The organism is Microbulbifer okhotskensis (assembly GCF_023895975.1).
Classification (GTDB): Bacteria; Pseudomonadota; Gammaproteobacteria; order Pseudomonadales; family Cellvibrionaceae; genus Microbulbifer; species Microbulbifer okhotskensis.
Genome location: NZ_JALBWM010000017.1, coordinates 14,677 through 36,860, shown reverse-complemented (window position 1 = coordinate 36,860; position 22,184 = coordinate 14,677). Strand labels below are relative to the sequence as shown.

The window sequence follows — 22,184 nt, the reverse complement described above, 5'->3', positions numbered from 1 at the left end:
GCGCAACTAAAATAAAATCAATTGGAGAGACCAACGTGCTTAAGAATGTAAAGATTATTGCAGTCCTGCTTGCAGGTATGACCTTATCCGGCGCAGCGCTGGCGCAGACCAAGGTCGCAGTATTCAACCTGCAGGCTGCGATCATGAGCACAGATGCGGCTAAAACCAAGGTTAATGCTCTTAAGACCAGTTCTGAGTATTCCAAGCTGCAGAGTAGCGCGGAATCAATTCGTTCAGAGTTGCAGAAGATGGCTGAAGATGCGCAAAAAAACAGTGTGACTTGGTCTGATGAGCAAAAAGCTGAGTATCAGCGCAAGATGAACTTCAAGCGCTCTGATTTTGAAACGACTGTGAAGAAGTTGCGAGCCATAGAAGGACAGGTTGGTCAGGAGATCCAGGCGTCTATGGGCCCTAAGGCAAAGAGTGCTCTGGATGCATTGATTAAAGAGCAGAAACTGGACATCGTGCTGGACTCCAATACGGCTTATTTCGTAAGCCCCAGCGTCGACCTGACAGAGGCTGTTGTTAAGCGTATGAACGCTGCGAAATAAACGATAGCCCGATATGAAAGATAGCTTGTCCCTTGCTCGCTTGGCGCAAGAGTTGGGTGCCGAACTGCGTTTGGCACCCGGTGTCGATGCCAGTCAAGAAATTCAAGGTCTGAATACATTACAGGATGCGGGTGCGAGCCACTTGGCTTTTCTCTCTAACTCAACGTATCGGCGCTTCCTGAAGTCGACAAAGGCCGGAGCGGTGCTGGTTACAGAAGAGTGTGCCAATGAGTGTCCGGTGACTGCTTTGTGTGTTGCCAATCCCTATCTGGCTTTTGCCAGGGCTACTGCTTTATTTAACACGGCTCCTGAGGCTGCTGCAGGAATTCATCCCTCCGCAGTTGTGCACCCTGAAGCTCAAGTGGAGGCCAGTGTTCGCATTGGCCCGGGTGCTGTGGTTGAAGCATCAGTAAAGTTGGGTGCTGGTGCTATAATTGGCGCCAACTGCTTTATCGGTGAAGGCAGTGTGATTGGCGCTGGCACACAGCTATATGCTAATGCGACAGTGCATCACGGTTGTTTTATTGGCGAAAAAAGTATCATTCACAGTCAGGCTGTCATCGGTGCTGATGGTTTTGGCTTTGCACCCCATAACGGTGATTGGATAAAGATCCATCAGCTTGGTGGCGTTCAGTTGGGTGATGAGGTGGAAATTGGAGCCAGCACTTGCATAGATCGCGGTGCTTTGGGAGATACGGTGATTGGCCGGGGAGTCAAGATCGACAATCTGGTTCAAATCGCGCACAATGTCAAAATTGGTGACTACTCAGCCATAGCGGCCTGCACGGGTATTGCCGGTAGTGCTGTTATTGGCAAACATTGTCTTCTAGGTGGCAGCGCCCGCATCGCTGGGCATGTAACGATTGCGGATGGTTGTCAGGTGACAGCCAACACATTTGTTACCAAGTCGATTGAGCAGTCGGGTAATTATTCCGGGGCTTTACCCTTTGCGGATAGCTCTGTCTGGCGCCGCAATGCAGTGCGTTTTGGGCAGTTGGAGCAAATGGCGCGCAGGTTGAAGGACATGGAAAAACAGCTTCAGCAACTGTCCCGAGAGAGCAGGGCAGGCGACTGAACTTAAATGATTAATTAAATTTGGCTTTGTTGTTTTCGGGGCGTTTTACGCCCCGAAGTGGTTTCTGGGGGCATTTGGAATGATGGATGTACGTGAAATTCGCGAGTACCTGCCGCACCGTTACCCTTTTTTGTTGGTAGACCGTGTTGTTGAACTCGAAGAAGGGAAATATATAAAAGGCTATAAAAATATTTCTGTGAATGAGGAGGTCTTTAATGGCCACTTTCCAGAAGTACCTATTTTTCCGGGTGTGATGATTGTTGAGGCTTTGGCGCAGGTTTCCGGAATCCTCGGTTTTAAAACCTTTGGCAAAAAACCAGAAGATGGTTATTTGTATTTATTTGGCGGGGTCGATAAGGCGCGCTTTAAGCGTCAGGTGATTCCTGGAGATCGCCTTGAGCTTGAATCGGAAGCTGTATCGGTACGCAGGAATATTTGGAAATTTGCATGTAAAGCCAGTGTAGATGGTGAATTGGCGGCTTCTGCAGAAATTCTGTGCGCTGTTAAAAAGGTTCAGTAATTCTGCAAACGGGGCCCGTTTAAAAGCTCTGTTTTGGGGCTTTGCGGGCTTTCGACGTTTTATTGGGGTAGAAAACTACCCTCCATGATTAATGTGGAAGAGTAGATTCCAGAATGCAGACAAGTATCCACCCTACAGCTATTGTCGATCCTACGGCAGTGATTGGTGCCGGGGTGAGTGTCGGTGCTTACTCTATTATTGGAGCACGGGTGGAAGTTGGTGATGGATGTGATATCGCTTCTCACGTAGTGCTTAGCGGGCCGACCAAGCTGGGAAAAAATAATCGTATCTACCAGTTTGCCTCTGTGGGGCAGGATACCCCGGATAAAAAATATCAAGGTGAGGAAACAAGGCTCGTTATAGGTAACAACAATGTAATTCGCGAGGGTGTCACTATCCATCGCGGTACTGTGCAGGATCGTGGTGAAACCACGATAGGCAATGATAACTTGATTATGGCTTATGCGCATATCGGTCACGATTGTGTAGTGGGTAATCATGCTATCTTGGTCAATAACGTAGCTTTGGCCGGTCATGTTTTCGTTAAAGACTGGGCAATCCTGAGTGGCTACAGTTTGGTTCATCAACACTGTACGGTGGGCGAGCACGCTTTCCTGGGTATGGGCGCTGCGATTGGCAAGGATGTTCCAGCTTATGTGATGGTTGCCGGAAATCCTGCTGAAGCGAAAACGATTAATTCAGAGGGGCTTCGCCGGCGAGGTTTTTCTCGGGAAGATATTTCTCTGATTAATAAAGCCTACAAGATAGTCTATCGCCGTGGACTTACGTTACAGGAGGCCTTGCAGGCTTTGATGGAGCTGCGTGAGCAGTCCTCAGTTATTCAGCCGTGGATTGACTCTTTGCGGTCTTCAAGTCGCGGCATTGTTCGCTAGTCTAAACTTTTTCGGGGCTGCTGTTTAGCTTGCCTCGACTTCACTTTTTTGTAATTTCCCGGTTGGTTCTGAAATGAACAGCCCCCCAAAAGGAGGGGTATAGGCGTGTCAGAAGAAAGTAGGCCGATACGTATAGGCATCGTCGCCGGTGAGGCGTCGGGGGATATTCTTGGCGCTGGCTTGATGGAGGCCCTGAAAGAGCGGATTCCAGATGTGCAGTTTGAGGGAATTGCTGGGCCGCGGATGCTGGAGCTGGGCGCCACAACGCTATTTCCTATGGAGCGCTTATCGGTGATGGGTTTGGTGGAGCCATTGAAGCGCTTGCCAGAGTTATTGAAAATTCGAGGTTCGCTGCGCCGACACTTTATCGATAACCCCCCAGATTTGTTTATTGGTATCGACTCCCCTGATTTCACCCTCACTTTGGAGGCTGCTCTGAAGGCAGCGGGTATCCGGACTGTGCACTATGTCAGTCCGTCGGTATGGGCATGGCGGCAGGGCAGGATCAAGAAAATCAGCCGGGCCGTTGATCATATGTTGACACTGCTTCCTTTTGAGGCAAGCTTTTATCGTGAAAACCAAGTTCCGGTGACCTTTGTCGGGCATCCACTGGCTGATGATATTCCTCTGCAGATCGATGTTTCGGCTGCGCGTAAAGAGCTGGGTTTTGAAAGCGATGACCGTGTAATAGCGCTTTTGCCCGGTAGTCGTGGAGGTGAGGTGCGTATGCTCGGGCCTCTATTCCTGCAAACAGCACGTTGGTGCTATCAGCGTCACTCCAATATCAAGTTTGTGCTTCCCGCCGCTAACCAGCAGCGTTTTACTGAAATTGAGGAGCAGCTAAAAGGTTATTCTGAACTTCCCGTTACCTTGTTGGAGGAGCAGTCCCGGCTGGCTGTTGCCGCGGCAGATTGCGTGCTTATTGCATCCGGTACAGCAACGCTTGAAACCATGTTGCTGAAAAAGCCAATGGTGGTTACCTATAAGATGGGAAGGCTGACATCGATGATTGTCGCCAGAATGTTGCATACCCCCTGGGTTTCCCTGCCTAACTTATTGGCTCAAAAAGAGCTGGTGCCAGAAATTTTGCAGAATGACGCGATTCCTGAAAATCTCGGTGCGGCGATTATGCAGTATTTTGAAGATCCGTTGCTCGGGGATCATCTGGAACGGGAATTTTACGAGCTGCATCAGCAGTTGCGTCGCAATGCGTCTAAGCGGGCAGCGGAAGCGGTGCAGAACCTTTTAGAAAAGAAGATTGATCCAAGCAGCAAAGAGTTATGAGTAGTAAAAAAGAGTTACCGCCCTATATTTGTCCCTATAAGGGCAGGCTGCTTGCGGGAGTTGACGAGGTTGGGCGTGGTCCACTTGCTGGAGATGTAGTTGCAGCTGCTGTGATTCTTGACCCGCGAAAACCAATTGTTGGTCTGGCAGACTCAAAGAAACTCAGTGAGAAAAAACGGGAGCAGCTTTTTAATGAGATTTGTGAGCGAGCACTTAGTTACTCCGTAGCTCGCGCGACGGTTGGGGAAATCGATCAAATCAATATTCTCCAGGCAAGCTTGCTAGCGATGCACCGGGCCGTTGAGCATTTGCATATTCAGCCTGAGTTTGTATTGGTTGATGGTAATAAAAAGCCGAACTGGAATTATCGTTGCGATACGGTTGTAAAAGGAGATGGCCGTGTTGAGGCGATTGCGGCAGCCTCAATCCTGGCTAAGGTGACCCGGGATCGGGAGATGTTTGAGTTGGATTTAAAATATCCTGGGTATGGTTTGGCTGGGCATAAAGGCTATCCGACTAAGGCGCATATGCAGGCATTATTGGAGTTGGGGCCAAGTCCGGTGCATAGAGCGAGCTTTGCACCGGTAAAACGTTTACTGGCTGAAGCTGAGTAATTGTTGGGCTGCTGTTTAATCTGCAGCCTAATGGCTTATTTTTTTAATTTTGGCTCGTGTAATCATCTTGTCCGAGACCTCTTCAATTTCTACCAGATAATTGAGTATGTAGAGGCTGATATTTCCATCGGGAATGCTTTCCAGGTGCTCCATTGCCAGGCCATTAAAGGTTTTGGGGCCGTCGGTGGGCAGTTCCCAGCCTAGGGTGCGATTGATATCCCGAATCGATGTGCCACCTTCGATCATGTACCAGCCATCTTCGGCAGCAACGATTTCCTCATCGTCACTGGGGACGGGACTTGCGGTAAAGTCGCCGACAATCTCCTCTAACAGGTCTTCCAGAGTCACAATACCCATTACCTCGCCGTATTCATCTACAACCAGGCCCATGCGGCGCTTGGTTTTCTGGAAATTCATCAGGAGTGTGGGCAGTGGTGTTGCCTCTGGAACAAAGTAGGGGTCATCAGTAAAAGAGTTGAGCTGCTCTGAGGTCAGGTTCTCCGGGCCGTCCCGCAATATTTGTGCGGCCTTGCGCAGATGTAGGATGCCTACCACATGGTTGATATCACCCCTAAAAACCGGAAGGCGGGTGTAGGAGCTTTCTGCTAACTGTTGCAGGATCTGCTCGGCATTATTTTCCAGGTCTATGCCCACGACTTCATTGCGCGGGATCATAATATCTTCAACGGTTGCCTGGTCCAGATCCAGTACATTGAGAAGCATCCCTTTGTGCTTGCTGGGAAGTAGGGCGCCGGATTCGAAAACGACAGTTCTGAGCTCCTCTGGCGCCAAGTGTTCAGCGTCACTATTGGCCGTAGTCTCAACCCCCAATAAGCGGGCAAGGCCATTGGAGATACCTCCGATGAGTAGCACTAATGGGGTTAGCAGCCATTGTAGTGGGCGCAATATGAGTGAGGCAGGATAGGCTATTTTTTCCGGGTGCAGTGCAGCAATGGTCTTGGGCGTGACTTCAGCAAAGATCAGCAGGGCGAGAGTCAGCACGATTGTGGTGAGAATTTCCCCGTAAATCTGGGCGAATACTGAGCCTGCGATCACCGAAACCAGCACGTTGACGAGATTGTTGCCGATCAGAATTGAGCCAATCAGCTTATCTGGACGGGCAAGCAACTCTGTGGCGCGCTTGGCTCCGCGGTGCCCGCTCTTGGCCTGGTGACGCAAGCGGTAGCGATTCAGCGCCATCATGCTGGTTTCGGAGCTGGAGAAGAAGGCGGATATCGCTATCAGTAGGGCCAGCAGACCGAACAGCAGACCCGTGGGCATTTCGTTCAAGGGGGAACTCTTTTTAATTCGAGGCGGAGATATTGGAACATATTGCCGACCTCCGCAAGTTTTGTGGTCGTAAATTCATTTAGACGTGCGGAAGAATAACCTCCATAACCAGCTTGCTGCCAAAGTAGGCCAGCATCAACGCAGCAAAAGCGCTCAGAGTCCAGCGCACCGCAGTATTTCCCCGCCAGCCCAATTGCCAGTGCCCCCATAGGAGGATGCTATAGAGCACCCAGGCCACCATGGAGAGTACGGTTTTGTGTATGGGCCCCTCTTCAAAGAGATTGCCGACAAAAACGAAGCCGGTTGCTAGTGAGGCGGTCAGAAGTAGTTGGCCAAAAGTGATCAGGCCAAACAGTAGAGACTCCATGCTCTGTAGCGGTGGCAGAAGGCGAGTGGCGCCCACCGGTCTGTGATTGTGCAGCTGCTGGTTTAAATAGAAGAGGTAGACCGCTTGCAGGGTAGCAAGGGTTAAAAGTGAGTATGCAGAAATAGATAGCATCGCATGTACGGCAATGCCGGCAGAGAGCTGCTGGTGAGGAGTCACCTGGCCCCAGGTATGGGAAGCGGCGAACTCGGTGGCCGCCCCGATGGGTGCAAATATAAGGATAAGTAGTGTGAGAGGTCGGCCCAGGGCAAGGATAAGTAGTAAAAAATTCACCACCCAGGATATCAAAGAGAGCATTGCCAATAAGTCGAAGCGATAGCCTTCGGGGGAGAAAAGGGTGTGTCCGAGGGATATTCCGTGCGTAACAAGCGCGCCAGCCAGAAGGCTGAGAAGTAACTTGGAGTCCGGCTGCTGTTTTCGGGTCAGTGCCGCAGCTGCAACTGCGGTCGTAGCCAGGTAGAAAGCGATAGCTGTCCAGTGGGCGATAGCCGCCATTGATAAATCCGTGTCTTCATTTATTGCGATAGGTCAGGAGTGTGTCACAGCCTGTAGAAACAAGGAAGACTTGGCGATATTTCGGCTGTGACGATACCTGAGCTATACTGCCGCGCCTCATAGAGGGAGTTGTAGTCAGCTGCCCTTAATTTCGCGCCCCTCCGCACTGGGGTTGGGTCCGCAAACGGAGAAGTCGAGACGAATTTATGTTCGATAACCTGAGTGACCGCTTATCGGCGGCCTTAAAAAAAGTCACCGGTAAGGCGCGCCTAACGGATGATAATGTCCGCGATACCCTGCGCGAAGTTCGCAAAGCACTGCTGGAGGCGGATGTCGCCCTACCTGTAGTAAAAGCATTTGTTCAGCAGGTACGTACCGCTGCGGTGGGGCAGAAGGTTAGCAAGGCTCTCAATCCCGGGCAGCAGTTCGTCAAGATTGTTCAGGATGAACTGGTCAAGGTGATGGGCGCTGCAGCTGAGCCTCTCAACCTTGCCGTACAGCCTCCTGCAGTTATTCTGATGGCGGGCCTTCAGGGTGCTGGTAAAACCACCAGTGTTGCCAAGTTGGCCAAGTACCTGCAAGAGCGAGAAAAGAAAAAGGTGATGGTGGTGAGTGCGGATGTTTACCGCCCTGCCGCCATCAAGCAGCTGGAAACACTTGCCGGCGAGGTGGGTGCGCAGTTCTACCCTTCCACAGCCGAGCAGAAACCCCTGGATATTGCCAAGGGTGCGGTAGATGCTGCCCGCAAACAGTTTGCCGATGTGCTGATTGTCGATACTGCGGGCCGCCTGCATGTGGATACGCGGCTGATGGATGAGATTCGCGAGCTGCACAGTGAGCTGAATCCGGCAGAGACGCTGTTCGTAATCGATGCGATGATTGGTCAGGATGCGGTCAATACCGCGAGTGCCTTTAACGATGCGCTGCCATTGACGGGTGTTATTCTTACCAAGGCCGACGGTGATGCCCGCGGTGGTGCAGCCTTGTCAGTTCGCCATGTTACTGGCAAGCCGATCAAGTTTATCGGTGTCGGTGAAAAGACTGATGCATTGGAGACCTTCCACCCCGATCGTATTGCCTCCCGTATTTTGGGGATGGGAGATATTCTGTCTTTGATCGAAGAGGCAGAGCAAAAGATCGACAAGGAGAAGGCCGAGAAGCTGGTTAAGAAGGTGCAGAAGGGTAAGAGTTTTGACCTGGAAGACCTGCGCGATCAGCTTCAGCAAATGCAGAATATGGGGGGGTTCGGCTCTCTACTAGACAAGATGCCCGGTATGGGTGGCCTGGCCCAGGCCGCCCAGCAGGCGGACATGGGTAAGGAGTTTAAGCGTATGGATGCCATTATCTCCTCCATGACGCCCGCTGAGCGTCGCAATCCAGATGTTCTGAACGGCTCTCGTAAGCGACGTATTGTTGCGGGCTCCGGCACCCAGTTGCAAGACCTCAACCGCCTGTTAAAGCAGCATAAGCAAATGGGCAAAATGATGAAAAAACTCAAGGGCGGCGGCATGGGTAAGATGATGCGCGGCCTGGGCGGCCTGCCTGGTATGGGCGGTGGTGGCATGCCTGGAGGCGGTGCCGGGGGCGGTATGGCTGGTCTACCCGGAGGACTTCCTCCCGGTATGAAGAAAAAGTAACGGCATTTACCCTGGGGCCGCTTGGCTTAGCGGCCCTATACAAATCTGAGGCGGTACATTAGAATACGCCGCCTTTCGCCGGGGGAGCTGCCGGCATAGTTGTTTTGGTGACTGCTTAGTGCAGTTATCTAGTGTTGAACCTATAGGAAAGTTACATGGTAACCATTCGTTTGGCTCGTGGTGGTGCTAAGAAGCGCCCATTTTATCATCTGACCGTGACCGACAGCCGCAAATCTCGCGACGGTCGTTTTATTGAGCGTGTCGGTTTCTTCAACCCGGTTGCTCGTGGTCAGGAAGAGCGTCTGCGTGTTGATCGTGAGCGCGTTGACTACTGGCTGGGTCATGGTGCACAGGTTTCTGACCGCGTCAGCAAGCTGCTGAAAGATTCCGCTTAATTTGCGTGTCAGTGGTGCGCCTGTGACAGATAGCGGAAGACCTTCCGAAGAATTGGTCACGGTTGGGCGCGTAACTACCGTTTATGGTGTGCGTGGCTGGGTGAAGGTTCACTCCTATACCGAGCCGATGGACAATATTCTGCAGTTCCCCAAGTGGTGGTTGCAGGGGCCGAAAGGCTGGGAAGCTCTCGAAATTGACGCTGGTAAGCGTCACGGCAAGGGCTTGATTGTGCATGTGAAGGGCATTGATGACCGCGATTTGGCGGCTCAATTTTGCCAGCGCGATATTGCTATAACACGTGACTTTATGCCTGATCTTGAGCGAGGTGAGTATTACTGGCACCAGCTTCAGGGTTTGCAGGTTATCAGCCACTTTGATGGCGAAGAGCACGATTTTGGCACTGTCGCTCGCATGATGGAAACTGGCGCCAACGATGTATTGGTGGTGCGTGGAGGTGCGGACGGGCGCGAGCGCTTGATCCCTTATCTGCCGGGCCAGTTTATTGCAAATATTGACCTGGAAGCCGGTATTATTACCGTCGACTGGGACCCGGCATTTTGAGGCGTTAGGGCGATGGTAAAACGAATCGCTCTGGTAAGTATTTTTCCGGAAATGTTTGCCGCATTGACCGAGTACGGTGTCAGCGGTAGGGCCGTGAAAGATGGCCTTTTAGAAGTACGCTGCTGGAACCCTCGGGACTTTACCGGTGACAGGCACCGGACTGTTGACGACCGTCCCTATGGCGGCGGACCGGGAATGGTGATGTTGGCTGAACCCCTTTATCAGGCCCTCGAGGCAGCTCGAACTTGGGCTGGAGAAGGTGGTGAATCTGTACGCAGTATCTACATGTCTCCCCAGGGACGACAGCTCGATCAGGGTGGAGTGGAACAGCTCTCCATTACTGACAACTTGGTGTTGTTAGCGGGGCGCTACGAAGGTGTAGATGAGCGTATCGTCGAGTCTTTGATCGACGAAGAATGGTCAATTGGTGATTACGTCCTAAGTGGTGGTGAATTGGCTGCTATGGTGATGGTGGATACTATTACCCGCTTGATTCCCGGAGCGCTTGGGCACAACCAATCGGCGGTTGAGGACTCTTTCTCCTCTGGCTTGCTGGACTGTCCACACTATACCCGACCGGAGCAATATCGGGGTGTAGCGGTACCGGAAGTTCTGCTTTCGGGTAACCACGAAAGAATACGCCGCTGGCGCCTGAAACAGGCTCTGGCGCGCACGCTGCAGCGTCGCCCGGATTTACTCAAAGGGTTGGAGTTGAGCGATGAGCAAACGCTGCTGTTGGATGAGATTCAGCAGGAGCGGAAGCTCAAAGAAATTTGATGCCGGATTCGCCGGGAGGCGAGAGTAGTTCGGTGAACTAGCTGAGAAGCTACATAATCTGTATTTGGGAGCAATCCAAATGACTAATAAAATAATCCAGCAGCTGGAGCAGGAACAGCTGAAGAGCGAAGTGCCTCCTTTCGCACCGGGCGATACTGTCATCGTTCAGGTAAAAGTAAAGGAAGGTAACCGTGAGCGTCTGCAGGCGTTCGAAGGTGTGGTGATTGCCAAGCGCAACCGCGGCCTAAACTCCTCTTTCACCGTGCGTAAAATTTCCCACGGTGTTGGTGTTGAGCGTACTTTCCAGACTCACAGCCCGATTGTGGACAGTCTTAAAGTTAAGCGTCGCGGTGATGTACGCCAAGCTAAGCTGTACTACTTGCGCAGCCTCACAGGTAAAGCTGCACGTATCAAAGAGAAGCTCAACTAAGCTTTCTCTGGATATAAAAAAGGCCGAAGCATTGCTTCGGCCTTTTTGTTTGTGGATTATTTATAGTCTTGCTTGGTTTCCCGGTGGTGTTCTGGGGGCTTGGGTGCCATCTTCAGTACTGGCTACATCGCACACCAAGAGGCGGTTAATTTCGCTACACGGCTCACGTCCTATAGGGTTTGGCGTGGCCTCTGGTGCCTGAATATGTTAAAACGCGCCATATAAGTCCATAGCGGTAAACAGCTGCCATACTGGCTGGAACTCAAAGCCGACGATTAAGTCGAAGCCCAATGAGAATTTAAGGAGCAATTGGTAATGACGCTTATCAAGAAGCCACTGGCAATCGCTGGCGCGCTACTCAGTCTGGTGGGCTCTGCGGCCTTGGCCGAAGTCGATGCAAATATTGTGAAGACTATCAAGACACGCCTTGAGGCAGGTAATCCCAAGGCGAGCTATGGAGAGGTTCGTGAAAGTCCGATCAAAGGCCTCTATGAAGTGGACGTCGATGGCGGTAATACGACACTGTTTGTCTCCGCTGACGGAAACCATTTTGTTTATGGCGACCTCTATCAAGTGAAAAGCAGTGGTGTTGCCAATCTCTCCGAGCAACGCAGGGCGACCCATCGTGCTAAGGTAATGGGTGCGCTGGATACCGAGGACATGATTGTTTTTTCTCCCAAGGGTGAAACCAAGGCGAGTGTCTACGTATTCACCGATGTAGATTGTGGCTATTGCCGCAAGCTTCATCAGGATGTTCCAGAGTTGAACAAGCGTGGTATTGAAGTGCGCTATCTGGCATTCCCGCGCGGTGGGCTCAATTCTCTAGGGTACCGTAAGCTGGCAACGGCCTGGTGCGCAGAGGACAGCAATAAGACCCTGACAGCACTGAAAAATCGTGAAAACGTGCCTTTGGATGTGTGTAAGACGAATCCGGTTGCCGCCCAGTACAAATTGGGTAACGAGGCAATTGATGTTCGTGGAACACCGACGATTGTCATGGAGGATGGTCGGGTAGTTCCCGGTTACCTGCCGCCAGCCTCTCTGGTGAGTGAGTTGGGAATTTAATCACTTATTAAAGCTCGATTAACCGGCAGTATTGCTACTGCCGGTTGATATTCCTACACAAGGTTTTTAATCGCCACTTTTCTTGGCTGAGTCATATTTTCTGGGGCGAGAATATCATTCAGTTCTTCCTCGTTGAGTAATCCTTCCTCAAGGATCAATTGCTTGACGCTCGCACCGGTAATGAGTGCCTGCTTGGCAATGCGTGTCGCATTCTCGTAGCCAATAAACGGGTTTACGGCGGTAATCAAGCCGATGCTATTTTCCACCATTTGCAGACAGTGCTCTTCATTGGCAGTAATTCCGTTTACGCAGCGTTGGGCTAAGGTGTTCATGGCCTGGGTCATCAGGCGCATAGACTGAAGCAGGTTAAAGGCGATTACCGGTTCCATAACGTTGAGCTGCAGCTGGCCAGATTCCGCGGCCAAGGTAATGGTGAGGTCGTTACCAATAACCTGATAAGCGACTTGGTTAACCACTTCGGGAATGACCGGGTTGACCTTGCCGGGCATAATGGATGAACCGGGTTGCATGGGTGGCAGGTTAATCTCATTGAAGCCAGCGCGGGGGCCGCTGGAAAGTAAACGCAAATCGCTGCAAATTTTCGAGATTTTAACGGCGATACGTTTCATTACGCCGGAAAACATAACAAAGGCCCCCATATCAGAGGTGGCTTCAACTAGGTTTTCGGCGCAGACAAAATCAATAGAAGAAATTTTTGATAGGGCATTGACGACCAATTGACGATACTCTGGGTCGGTATTGATACCCGTACCAATGGCAGTGCCTCCCATATTGATTTCTTTGAACAGAGTTACTAGCTCTTTTACCCTAGCAACATCCTCACGCATAGTAGCAGCAAAAGCCGCAAATTCCTGGCCGAGCGTCATAGGAACCGCATCTTGTAATTGGGTGCGCCCCATTTTAATGACCGAGTTGAATTCTGATGCCTTTTTGTCAAACTCGACACACAGGCTCTCCATAGATTGCACCAAGTCGCTGTAGCTGAGCAAAATTGCCAGGTTTATCGAAGTTGGATAGACATCATTGGTGGATTGTGAAAGGTTGACGTGGTTGTTGGGGTGTACTTTTTTGTACTCGCCTTTTTTGTGCCCCAATAATTCGAGTGCACGATTGGCAATAACCTCGTTGGCATTCATATTGGTTGAGGTGCCGGCACCGCCCTGAATCATATCTACCAGAAACTGATCGAGTAGTTTTCCATCAATAATTTCGTCGCAGGCGCCAGCGATGGCGCTTTGCAATTTAGGCTCGAGATAGCCGAGTTGCCCATTGGCGTTGGCCGCAGCTTTTTTAACCATGGCTAGCGCTTTTACCAGATTGGGAAAGTGGTTGAGCGTGATACCAGTAATCTGGAAATTCTCCAAAGCGCGTAGAGTTTGAATACCGAAATAGACATCCGTGGGCACCTCGCGCTCACCCAATAAGTCGCGCTCCAGGCGAGTCTCCGAGCCAGCATTGAAGACCGGCATCGGTTTGAGTGTGTGGAAATCATTGGTCATGTTTTTCTCATTTCTTCATCGTCTGGGTTTGCGTAGAGTTAAGCGGAGTGATGATCGAATCTCCCGTAAACCTCGAGTTGGTATAATAATTGATTGTTGTCTGGAGTAATTAAAGGGGTGTGGCAAAGAAACTTTGCGGCCCTTCTGTGGTAGTGGCCCGAATATTTTCGCGAATGTTTTTGTTAATTTCCTCGGACTCAGGGCCAAAGACACCGCATAGTTTTAATGCGCTCTTAATACTGATTTTCCTCCCTAGGGATTCGAGAACAACTTTTGTGCAAACAGGCTCACGCCTGTCACTGGCCGATGCGCCCAACTTTAATCCGGATAGGTAGCTGACACGGCTTTTATAGGTGGGGTATAGAATAGTTTGGGCGATTTCGTTGTGGGTTAACGCCTCATAACCGATCAGAAAAATGCGGTCAGCAAGAAAAAGTAACATGCCCTTGTAGCGGGATTTATACCACTCATCCCTATCCGGGTAGCGCATGCGTTCAAAGCGCTGAAAATAATAACTATCACCATCAGACTCAATATGCAGCAGGCTGCGAATAATATGATCGGGAAAAGTCATGGAGTAGTGGTATTCAAAATAGAAGCCCAGATATTTATCGGCCCGGCCCTGAGATTCTTGTATCAGAAGATCAATGTTACGATTGTATGGGCGTACTGGATCGCTGTCAGAGGACGGATTGCTGCGCACACGGACAATTTGGTTGAACTGTTCGTGCGGCATCATAATTTCATGGGGTTCAACGCCAAAAAAGTGACAGATTTTCCCCAGAGTATATTGCGAAGGCTGGGTGTTGCCGTTGAGGTATTTATTAAATTGTGCACGGTTTACCCCTATCCGCCGGCACACCTCGGCAATGGATGGATAGAAGCCACACAGAAGGCGTAGGTTTTGTGGAAAGTCGTTGCTCATCAGTATTTTGCTTCTGGGTCGAAAGCTGTCCCTATAATCCCTGTTGTTAATTCAATCCATTTTTGAAAGGCGAAGCTGCAGTACTTCGCCAAGCCAATCCCGTATTATTGGTCGGGGTTGCTACACTCTCCACATAGCGGATTTTCCATCAGGGATTTAATTTCTGAGGGGGGGTGTCCCATTGCCAGTAAGTGATTTAATTTTGCAAAGCAGGCTTCGCTAGTCATATCCAGACCGCCGATAACACCGGCATCCAGTAGCGCCGATCCTGCCGCGTATTTGCCCAGGTCGACTTGGTGTTCCAAGCATTGGGATACGGCCACGCAGATAGTGTCGAGCTGTGAGGCTTTCTCCAGCTGGGCCGTAAATGCGCTGTTATTTGTCGGTGCGTTGCCGGTGCCATAAGTTTCAATAACCAGACCTTTGGGGTGGCTTTCCAGGATTTTTTCGATCAGGTTCGGGGAAATGCCGGGGAACAGTTTCAAAAGAACCACGCCCCCATCGGTGTCGGCGGGAATCTGGAATTCTGGTATGCCAGAGGGAGTCAGTAGGGCCTTGAGATCAATGTTGACCTGAATGCCCACCTCTCCCAGGCAGGGATAATTGGGGCTGACAAAAGCATTGAGAGAGCCAGAACTCACCTTTACGGCGCGATTGCCGCGCAGCAACTTGCCGTTGAAATACAAACATATCTCTTTGATTTCGTCAGAACCGCTTAACAAAAGCGCCGCAATCAAATTGTTGTAGGCATCACTGCGCATTTCCCGCAGGGGAATTTGTGAGCCGGTTACTAGGACTGGCTTTTCGATTCCCTGTAAGGCAAAGGAAAGGGCTGATGCCGTATAGGCCATAGTGTCAGTGCCGTGCAACACCAAAAAGCCTGAGTACTGGCTATAGTTGTCGCGTATCAGGCTGGCAATGTGGTACCAGTCCTGTGGTTGCATATTGGCGCTATCCAGTAGAGGGTCGAGTGCCTGGAAGTCGTACTGGGGGAGTTGGCCGATCACATCTTGTAGGAGGCGGCCCAGAGCGCCTTCCAAGTCGGGATCTGGCACATAGCCCGATTGGCTACGGCGCATTCCCAGAGTTCCACCGGTATATAGAATTAAGGTTTTCTTCATTGCTCGACCACTATCTGAGTCTGGATTTTGTGCGCCCCTATTGTGTGGAAAGGCGCGGTGGATGCAATTTCGCAGGTTGTTGTTACCTGATGCTACTAGATGCTTATATAGCATCTACTGAGGATGGGGTTCGTTTCAAGAGGTGTTTTTGGGTGACAGGAGTTTCGACTGCCACCGAGGGGTTGGCAGTGGTAGCGTGGCGCAATTATATTGACTTTTTTACGGTACGCTCGGTAAAGTTGTTGATCTTTTGTCAATTTTATATGCATTTATTGCGTGGTTTTCCACAGTAGCGTTGCTAATGGCTTGGGGTTTTATACCCGGCAAAGCCGGCTGCCATGGGTAATTGCGCGGAGGAAAATTGTGAGCGCAACAGTTGAAGAGACTGCGGAGGTTGAGGCTCAGGTGGCTGCAAAAAAAATACCCCGTGCAGTGCGGATCGGTATATGTGGTTTAGGGACTGTCGGCAGCGGCACTCTCAATGTACTGGCGCGCAACGGCCGGGAGGTCGCAGCGCGCTGCGGCCGCGCTCTGGTGATTGAGCAGATAGGTGCGCGCCGCGACAACCCCAATTGCGATACCAGCCAGTTAAGCGTGACTCGGGACATCTTCGATGTCGCCAGCAATCCCAGTGTGGATATCCTGGTGGAGCTGATCGGTGGCACGACTGTAGCGAAGGAATTGGTACGGACAGCGATTGAAAATGGCAAACACATTGTGACTGCGAATAAGGCATTGATTGCCGAGCACGGCAATGAACTCTTTGAGCTAGCTGCGCAGCATGGTGTGACTATTGCTTACGAAGCAGCGGTAGCTGGCGGCATTCCTATTATCAAGTCTCTACGTGAGGGCTTGGTGGGGAATCAGGTGCAGTGGCTAGCCGGTATCATCAACGGTACGGGAAATTATATCCTTACCGAGATGCGGGAAAAGGGACGCAGTTTTGATCAGGCGCTGGCACAAGCCCAAGCTTTGGGTTACGCCGAGGCGGATCCCACTTTTGATGTGGAGGGGATTGATGCTGCTCACAAGTTGGTAATTATGGCGTCACTGGCGTTTGCCATGCCACTTGCTTTTGACAAGGTCTATACGGAGGGAATCAGTCGTATCTGTAGTGAGGATATCCGCTATGCCGAGGAACTGGGTTACCGGATTAAGCATCTGGGCATCGCTCGTCGCACCGACAAGGGTGTGGAATTGCGAGTACACCCAACGCTGATCCCCGAGCGTCGCCTGATCGCCAATGTGAATGGTGTAATGAATGCGGTGCTGGTGGAAGGCGATGCAGTGGGCCCGACCTTATATTACGGAGCGGGTGCCGGCGATGAAGCTACGGCATCGGCCGTCATTGCCGATATCGTCGACGTTGCGCGCACTCTGGAAGCCAAACCGGAGCAGAGAGTACCCGCCGCCGGCGTGGCGCTGGCGGAGCAGGGGGGAACCCAGGTGTTGCCTGAGGAAGATGTCATTACCAGCTATTACCTGCGTATAGCCGCTCACGATAAGCCGGGTGTGATGTCTCAGGTTGCCACTATCTGCAGCGATCAGGGCATTAGTATTGAGGCTCTGATTCAACATGAGCCGGTTGCAGCGGAGGCGCTGGTTCCCGTCGTGATTCTTACCAGTCGGGCCGACGAAGCGAGCCTCCGTTTAGCGGTTTCCCAAATTGAAACATTGGATACTGTCGAAGGAGAGGTCGTTAGAATTCGCGTAGAAAGTCTCGGTTAAACCTCCCTGGCACCGTTTATTGTCGCATTTTCGTTCAGGCGGTGCCCCGGTGAACAACTCCTCCCAGCCAGCTATAAGAGCTAAGAAATACTGTGAAATTTGTCAGCACCCGCGGCGAAGCGCCGTCACTATCCTTCGCGGATACCGTTCTTACAGGTCTAGCCAGTGACGGAGGCCTCTATGTTCCCGAGACATTGCCAAAGTTTACCCGTGAAGAGATTGCCTCGATGGCTGGGCTCGATTATGAGCAGCTGGCATTTCGTATTATTCAGCCGTTTGTCGGCGGCGATCTGAGTGATGACGAGTTACGCGAAATTATAGGGCGCTCTTACAAACATTTCCGCCACAGGGCCATTGCCCCGCTGGTGCAGACCGATACCAATGAGTGGGTACTGGAGCTGTTCCATGGTCCCACCCTGGCCTTTAAAGATTTTGCTTTGCAGCTCCTCGGTCAGCTTTTTGATCACCTACTGAAAAAGCGCGGTGAAAGAGTGGTGGTCATGGGGGCCACTTCCGGGGACACGGGGTCCGCCGCTATTGAAGGCTGTCGCCAATGCGAAAATATCGATATTTTTATTTTGCACCCCCACAATCGGGTGTCTGAAGTCCAGCGTCGACAGATGACGACGGTACAGTCTGGCAATGTGTTTAATATTGCACTAGAAGGCAATTTTGACGATTGCCAAAATATGGTCAAAGCGAGCTTTGCTGATCAGTCATTCCTGCCCGATGGACGCCGTTTGGTGGCCGTGAACTCTATCAACTGGGCGCGTATCATGGCGCAAATTGTGTATTACTTTTACGCAGCTCTGCGCCTGGGTGCCCCGAACCAAATGGTGAATTTCTCGGTGCCTACGGGCAATTTCGGCGATATTTTTGCTGGCTATCTAGCGCGGCAGATGGGGTTACCTATCGACCAATTAATAATCGCCACCAACGCCAACGATATTCTACACCGCTGTATCAGCAGCAACGACCATACACCCAAGCCGCTGGTGCACAGCTTGTCGCCCAGTATGGATATTATGGTGTCGAGCAATTTTGAACGTTTGTTATTTGATTTGTATGGGCGCGATGGGGCAGCAGTCGCAGAGCTGCTGGCGGATCGCAGTGTACCTATGCACCTGAGTGAGTCGGTTCTGGCTCGAGCGAGAGAGGTATTTTCCTCTTGTCGTATTGATGACAGTCGTACTATAGAAGTGATTCGCGAGGCTTTTTCTTCTAGTGAATACCTGCTTGACCCCCACACGGCCATTGGTGTCGAAGCCGCCCGCCAGGTACGCCGATCAGATGAGCAGCCAATGGTTTGCTTATCCACCGCGCACCCGGCAAAATTCCCGGATGCGGTAGCCCAGGCGCTACCAAAACAAGAGATTCCCCTGCCGGCTCATATGCAGGACCTTTGGCAGCGCGAGGAGCGGTGTAAGATACTGCCCAACGAATTGTCCCAGGTACACGACTATATGGCGACGATGTTGTCCGCTGGCAGTTAGCTGGCAGTCGACTGCCGGAAAATATTTATTTAGCTGAGAATCACATTGAGTACAAAAATTCAGCGACGGCCAGTGGATTACTCCACTGGCCGTTTTGCTTCTGACACGCCAAAAATACTACAGCGTGTGTTGTTGGGACGGGGCATAGCCAGCGAAGAAGCGCTGGACCACAGCCTTTCTCGGTTGCAGGTGCCTCAAACCATGCGCGGATTGGATGCAGCGGCCGCGCTGTTGGTAGATGCTGTACACGAACAGAAGAAGATCCTCATAGTGGGGGACTTTGATGCGGATGGGGCAACCAGCAGTACCTTGGCAGTACTGGCGCTGGGTGCTATGGGCGCACCTGGGGTCGACTATTTGGTGCCGAATCGCTTCGATTTCGGCTACGGTCTCACTCCCGAAATTGTCGAGGTGGCCAAGAACTACCGCCCGGATGTGCTGGTTACTGTCGACAACGGCATCAGCAGCATCGAGGGGGTGGCAGCAGCCAAAGCCGCCGGAATGACGGTAATTGTTACCGACCACCACCTGCCCGGTAGCGAGCTGCCGGAGGCGGATGCCATCGTTAACCCAAACCAAGCGGGTTGCGATTTCCCCAGTAAAAATCTCGCTGGTGTGGGGGTGATTTTTTATCTGCTGAGCCACCTGCGCACGGCTTTGCAGCAGAGTGGTTGGTTTGAGCAGAGCGGTATTTCGCCGCCGAATATGGCCGAGTATCTCGATCTAGTTGCTTTGGGTACGGTGGCAGATTTGGTCCCGCTGGACCACAACAACCGTATTCTGGTTCACCAGGGCATCGCGCGTATTCGTGCTGGCCGTTGTCGACCGGGAATTGCCGCGCTGATGGAGGTCGCCGGGCGGGACCAGCGCAGGCTTTCCACCACTGATATCGGATTTATCCTGGGACCGCGTATTAATGCTGCGGGGCGACTCGATGATATTGGAACTGGTATTCGCTGCTTGCTCACCCGTGATCCCAGTGAGGCGCGGGAACTGGCGGGGGAGCTGGATGCTCTTAATCGGGATCGCAAGGCCATTGAGCAGGGGATGCAGCGCGAAGCGCTGGCGGCCCTGGATCAATTGCACCTGGAGGGGGAGATTCCCTGGAGTTTGTGTCTCTACGATGCCAACTGGCATCAGGGCGTAGTGGGAATTCTGGCCAGTCGTATTAAAGAAAAATTCCACCGCCCGGTTATCGCATTTGCCGAGGGTGACAATGGCTTGGTTAAAGGGTCTGCGCGCTCTATCCCCGGTTTGCATATCCGCGACGCACTGAGTGATGTGGCGGCTGCCCATCCGGGCTTGATCAGCAAGTTTGGTGGACACGCGATGGCGGCAGGTTTGAGCTTGCCACAAGAAAATCTGGACGGATTCCGTGCGGCTTTTGAACAGGTGGTGCGCAATCGCTTAGATGAAAATCAGTTGCATGCGGTTATCGACTCCGATGGTGAGCTGGAAACTGCGGACTACACCCTGCAGACCGCAGCGATGTTGCGGGCCTGTGCACCCTGGGGGCAGGCTTTCCCGGAACCGATATTCGACGGTGAATTTTTACTGCTACAGCAGCGTATTGTCGGTGAGCGTCACTTGAAAATGGTGGTGGCTTCGCCGCAGGCACCGCAGTCGCCCCTCGATGCCATCGCATTCAATGTGGATATCGAGCAGTGGCCTCAGCCCGTAGAAAAGGTGCGCCTGGCTTTTAAACTCGATGTGAATGAGTTTCGTGGGCGGGAATCCCTGCAGTTAATGGTGAGTCTGCTGGAAGCGATATAGGGATACTTTTTGTCCGGCAGTGGCGAAATGCAGGAAGCTTGTGCGCAGCTGCTAAATAACTTGGTGGGAAGTAGAAATTGGTGAAACGTAAACAGGTTCAGGCTGAAATTCTGTTGTTACTGGCCGCGCTTTTCTGGGGCGTGGCATTTGTGCCGCAAAAAATTGCCATGGCCGATATTGAGCCGCTGGCATTTAACGCGTGGCGCTTTATTCTCGGTGGTTTAATTCTGGTCCCCATCGTGTATTGGTTGTCCTCCCGTCGCGATGCCCAGCCCGGTGAAGGGAAGGGTCGGCAGGTTACTCACGTTTGGCGCGCCTGTCTGCCCGGTGGTGCTTTGCTGGGTTTTTGGCTGTTTCTCGGATCGGCGCTGCAGCAGGTGAGTCTGCTGTATACCACCGCTGGCCGTGCCGGGTTTATTACCGGATTCTATCTGTTACTGGTGCCGGTGATTGGTCTGTCCTTGGGGTATAAAACCAATCGATGGACCTGGGTGGGTATTGGCCTCGCTCTGTTCGGTCTCTACTGGCTGGCAGACTTTAGCGAGGAGTCTCAGCTGGTTGGTGACCTGATGGTATTTGCCAGTGCGTTTGTTTTTGCTATTCAGGTGCTTACCGCCGATCGGTTGGTGAAGCGTTACGATGCATTGCGACTCGCCTGCATACAGTTCCTTATATGTGGCCTGTTATCCGCAGTGGCCTCGGTATTTACCGAGGAGGCGACATTGCAGTCAGCGATTGATGCGGCCTGGCCCATTACCTATATGATGATTTTCTCCACCGCACTGGCGTTTACCTTCCAATTGCTGGCCCAGCGTTACGCCGCACCCTCCCACGCCACCGTGATTATGAGCCTCGAAGCAGTATTCGCCCTGGCCGCGGGTTGGCTGTTCCTCAATGAAATGCTCAATACCACGGAATTGATCGGCTGTGGTTTGATGTTGGCGGGGATGCTGGTCAGTCATTACGGGAACCACAGCGGTACTCATCATTAGTATCATCAGACCTTAGGAATTGCGATGGAATTATCGGCGCTTGCTCTTTTTGTACCCGCGAGTTTCTTTGCCTCGGTGACACCGGGGTTGTGTATGATGCTGGCCCTGAGTTTGGGGATTACGATAGGGGTACGCCACACCCTGTGGATGATGGTGGGTGAGCTGATTGGCGTTGCCCTAGTCGCGCTCGCCGCGACACTCGGTGCCGCAGTCGTTATGGTGAAGTATCCGACCCTGTTTCAGTTGTTTAAATACTGTGGGGCTGTCTATTTGGCCTGGATGGGGGTGCAGATGTGGCGCTCTCGCGGCCAGCTCGCGGTCCTCGATCAGAGCCAGTCGTCCAGTTTTACTTTGCCGTCGCCGCGCACGCTGGCAGTTCAGGGTTTTGTAACCGCTATAGCCAACCCCAAAGGTTGGGCGTTTTTTGTCGCGCTACTGCCGCCCTTTATTGATGACAGCTTGCCCCTGGCCCCTCAGTTCACCATATTGCTCTCAGTTTTACTATTTTTGGAAGCCTTGTGCCTACTGATTTACGCCGGTGGTGGCCAAGCGCTCAGCCGCCTGCTGGAGCGCGCTGAGAATGTACGCCTGATTAACCGTATTTCAGGTACATTGATGCTGTCGGTAGGCGCCTGGCTGGCGCTATCCTGAATCGGGAA

Annotated in this window: 22 protein-coding genes; 17 read left to right on the top strand and 5 right to left on the bottom strand. The window is 51.9% G+C overall.

Annotation, left to right across the window (positions count from 1 at the left end; genetic code table 11):
* Positions 1 to 35 precede the first annotated feature (35 nt).
* From MO867_RS06230 to rnhB, 6 genes are all read left to right on the top strand, one after another.
* Positions 36 to 551, top strand: coding sequence for an OmpH/Skp family outer membrane protein (locus tag MO867_RS06230; RefSeq protein ID WP_252465387.1), 516 nt, complete (start codon positions 36 to 38; stop codon positions 549 to 551).
* 13 nt (positions 552 to 564) lie between these two features.
* Positions 565 to 1,626 (top strand): UDP-3-O-(3-hydroxymyristoyl)glucosamine N-acyltransferase, encoded by a 1,062-nt coding sequence (lpxD, locus tag MO867_RS06225; RefSeq protein WP_252465386.1) that lies wholly within the window; start codon positions 565 to 567, stop codon positions 1,624 to 1,626.
* A gap of 79 nt (positions 1,627 to 1,705) precedes the next feature.
* Positions 1,706 to 2,146, top strand: coding sequence for a 3-hydroxyacyl-ACP dehydratase FabZ (gene fabZ / locus MO867_RS06220; protein ID WP_252465385.1), 441 nt, complete (start codon positions 1,706 to 1,708; stop codon positions 2,144 to 2,146).
* Between the two features lie 113 nt (positions 2,147 to 2,259).
* Positions 2,260 to 3,039, top strand: coding sequence for an acyl-ACP--UDP-N-acetylglucosamine O-acyltransferase (lpxA, locus tag MO867_RS06215; protein WP_252465383.1), 780 nt, complete (start codon positions 2,260 to 2,262; stop codon positions 3,037 to 3,039).
* A gap of 105 nt (positions 3,040 to 3,144) precedes the next feature.
* On the top strand, positions 3,145 to 4,323 hold the full coding sequence (gene lpxB, locus MO867_RS06210; protein ID WP_252465381.1) for a lipid-A-disaccharide synthase: 1,179 nt from the start codon (positions 3,145 to 3,147) through the stop codon (positions 4,321 to 4,323).
* On the top strand, positions 4,320 to 4,937 hold the full coding sequence (gene rnhB / locus MO867_RS06205) for a ribonuclease HII (RefSeq protein WP_252465379.1): 618 nt from the start codon (positions 4,320 to 4,322) through the stop codon (positions 4,935 to 4,937). Before lpxB ends, rnhB begins: the two co-directional genes overlap by 4 nt.
* 27 nt (positions 4,938 to 4,964) lie before the next feature.
* Here the strand turns inward: rnhB and MO867_RS06200 are convergent, their stop codons facing one another.
* Positions 4,965 to 6,227: an HlyC/CorC family transporter gene (locus tag MO867_RS06200; protein WP_252465377.1), complete on the bottom strand. Its 1,263-nt coding sequence runs from the start codon at positions 6,225 to 6,227 to the stop codon at positions 4,965 to 4,967.
* Positions 6,228 to 6,306: 79 nt separating this feature from the next.
* On the bottom strand, positions 6,307 to 7,107 hold the full coding sequence (locus MO867_RS06195; protein WP_252465375.1) for a cytochrome C assembly family protein: 801 nt from the start codon (positions 7,105 to 7,107) through the stop codon (positions 6,307 to 6,309).
* Between the two features lie 206 nt (positions 7,108 to 7,313).
* Between MO867_RS06195 and ffh the strand changes: the two genes are divergently transcribed.
* The 6 genes from ffh to MO867_RS06165 all read left to right on the top strand — a co-directional run bounded on the left by ffh (position 7,314) and on the right by MO867_RS06165 (position 11,973).
* Positions 7,314 to 8,744, top strand: coding sequence for a signal recognition particle protein (gene ffh / locus MO867_RS06190; protein ID WP_252465374.1), 1,431 nt, complete (start codon positions 7,314 to 7,316; stop codon positions 8,742 to 8,744).
* A gap of 155 nt (positions 8,745 to 8,899) precedes the next feature.
* Positions 8,900 to 9,139 (top strand): 30S ribosomal protein S16, encoded by a 240-nt coding sequence (gene rpsP / locus MO867_RS06185; RefSeq protein ID WP_252465373.1) that lies wholly within the window; start codon positions 8,900 to 8,902, stop codon positions 9,137 to 9,139.
* 22 nt (positions 9,140 to 9,161) lie between these two features.
* Positions 9,162 to 9,701, top strand: coding sequence for a ribosome maturation factor RimM (gene rimM, locus MO867_RS06180; protein WP_252465372.1), 540 nt, complete (start codon positions 9,162 to 9,164; stop codon positions 9,699 to 9,701).
* A gap of 12 nt (positions 9,702 to 9,713) precedes the next feature.
* Positions 9,714 to 10,478, top strand: coding sequence for a tRNA (guanosine(37)-N1)-methyltransferase TrmD (gene trmD / locus MO867_RS06175; RefSeq protein ID WP_252465371.1), 765 nt, complete (start codon positions 9,714 to 9,716; stop codon positions 10,476 to 10,478).
* A 73-nt stretch (positions 10,479 to 10,551) separates the two neighbouring features.
* Positions 10,552 to 10,908, top strand: a complete 357-nt coding sequence (gene rplS, locus MO867_RS06170) for a 50S ribosomal protein L19 (RefSeq protein ID WP_444875278.1) — start codon at positions 10,552 to 10,554, stop codon at positions 10,906 to 10,908.
* A 315-nt stretch (positions 10,909 to 11,223) separates the two neighbouring features.
* Positions 11,224 to 11,973, top strand: a complete 750-nt coding sequence (locus MO867_RS06165; protein ID WP_252465369.1) for a DsbC family protein — start codon at positions 11,224 to 11,226, stop codon at positions 11,971 to 11,973.
* A gap of 53 nt (positions 11,974 to 12,026) precedes the next feature.
* Here the strand turns inward: MO867_RS06165 and aspA are convergent, their stop codons facing one another.
* The 3 genes from aspA to MO867_RS06150 all read right to left on the bottom strand — a co-directional run bounded on the left by aspA (position 12,027) and on the right by MO867_RS06150 (position 15,539).
* On the bottom strand, positions 12,027 to 13,493 hold the full coding sequence (gene aspA, locus MO867_RS06160) for an aspartate ammonia-lyase (protein WP_252465368.1): 1,467 nt from the start codon (positions 13,491 to 13,493) through the stop codon (positions 12,027 to 12,029).
* 109 nt (positions 13,494 to 13,602) lie between these two features.
* On the bottom strand, positions 13,603 to 14,418 hold the full coding sequence (locus MO867_RS06155; protein ID WP_252465367.1) for a helix-turn-helix domain-containing protein: 816 nt from the start codon (positions 14,416 to 14,418) through the stop codon (positions 13,603 to 13,605).
* A gap of 104 nt (positions 14,419 to 14,522) precedes the next feature.
* On the bottom strand, positions 14,523 to 15,539 hold the full coding sequence (locus MO867_RS06150; protein WP_252465366.1) for an asparaginase: 1,017 nt from the start codon (positions 15,537 to 15,539) through the stop codon (positions 14,523 to 14,525).
* 420 nt (positions 15,540 to 15,959) lie between these two features.
* On the opposite strand from MO867_RS06150, the gene MO867_RS06145 reads away from it, so the two are divergent.
* From MO867_RS06145 to MO867_RS06125, 5 genes are all read left to right on the top strand, one after another.
* Positions 15,960 to 17,267 (top strand): homoserine dehydrogenase, encoded by a 1,308-nt coding sequence (locus MO867_RS06145; RefSeq protein ID WP_252465410.1) that lies wholly within the window; start codon positions 15,960 to 15,962, stop codon positions 17,265 to 17,267.
* Positions 17,268 to 17,359: 92 nt separating this feature from the next.
* On the top strand, positions 17,360 to 18,760 hold the full coding sequence (thrC, locus tag MO867_RS06140; RefSeq protein ID WP_252465365.1) for a threonine synthase: 1,401 nt from the start codon (positions 17,360 to 17,362) through the stop codon (positions 18,758 to 18,760).
* Between the two features lie 45 nt (positions 18,761 to 18,805).
* A complete protein-coding gene (gene recJ, locus MO867_RS06135; RefSeq protein WP_256473827.1) occupies positions 18,806 to 20,533 on the top strand; it encodes a single-stranded-DNA-specific exonuclease RecJ in 1,728 nt (575 codons plus the stop codon).
* An 80-nt stretch (positions 20,534 to 20,613) separates the two neighbouring features.
* Complete coding sequence (locus MO867_RS06130) at positions 20,614 to 21,525, top strand: DMT family transporter (protein WP_252465408.1); 912 nt, start codon at positions 20,614 to 20,616, stop codon at positions 21,523 to 21,525.
* 24 nt (positions 21,526 to 21,549) lie between these two features.
* Positions 21,550 to 22,176: a LysE family translocator gene (locus tag MO867_RS06125; protein ID WP_252465364.1), complete on the top strand. Its 627-nt coding sequence runs from the start codon at positions 21,550 to 21,552 to the stop codon at positions 22,174 to 22,176.
* Positions 22,177 to 22,184: the final 8 nt, after the last annotated feature.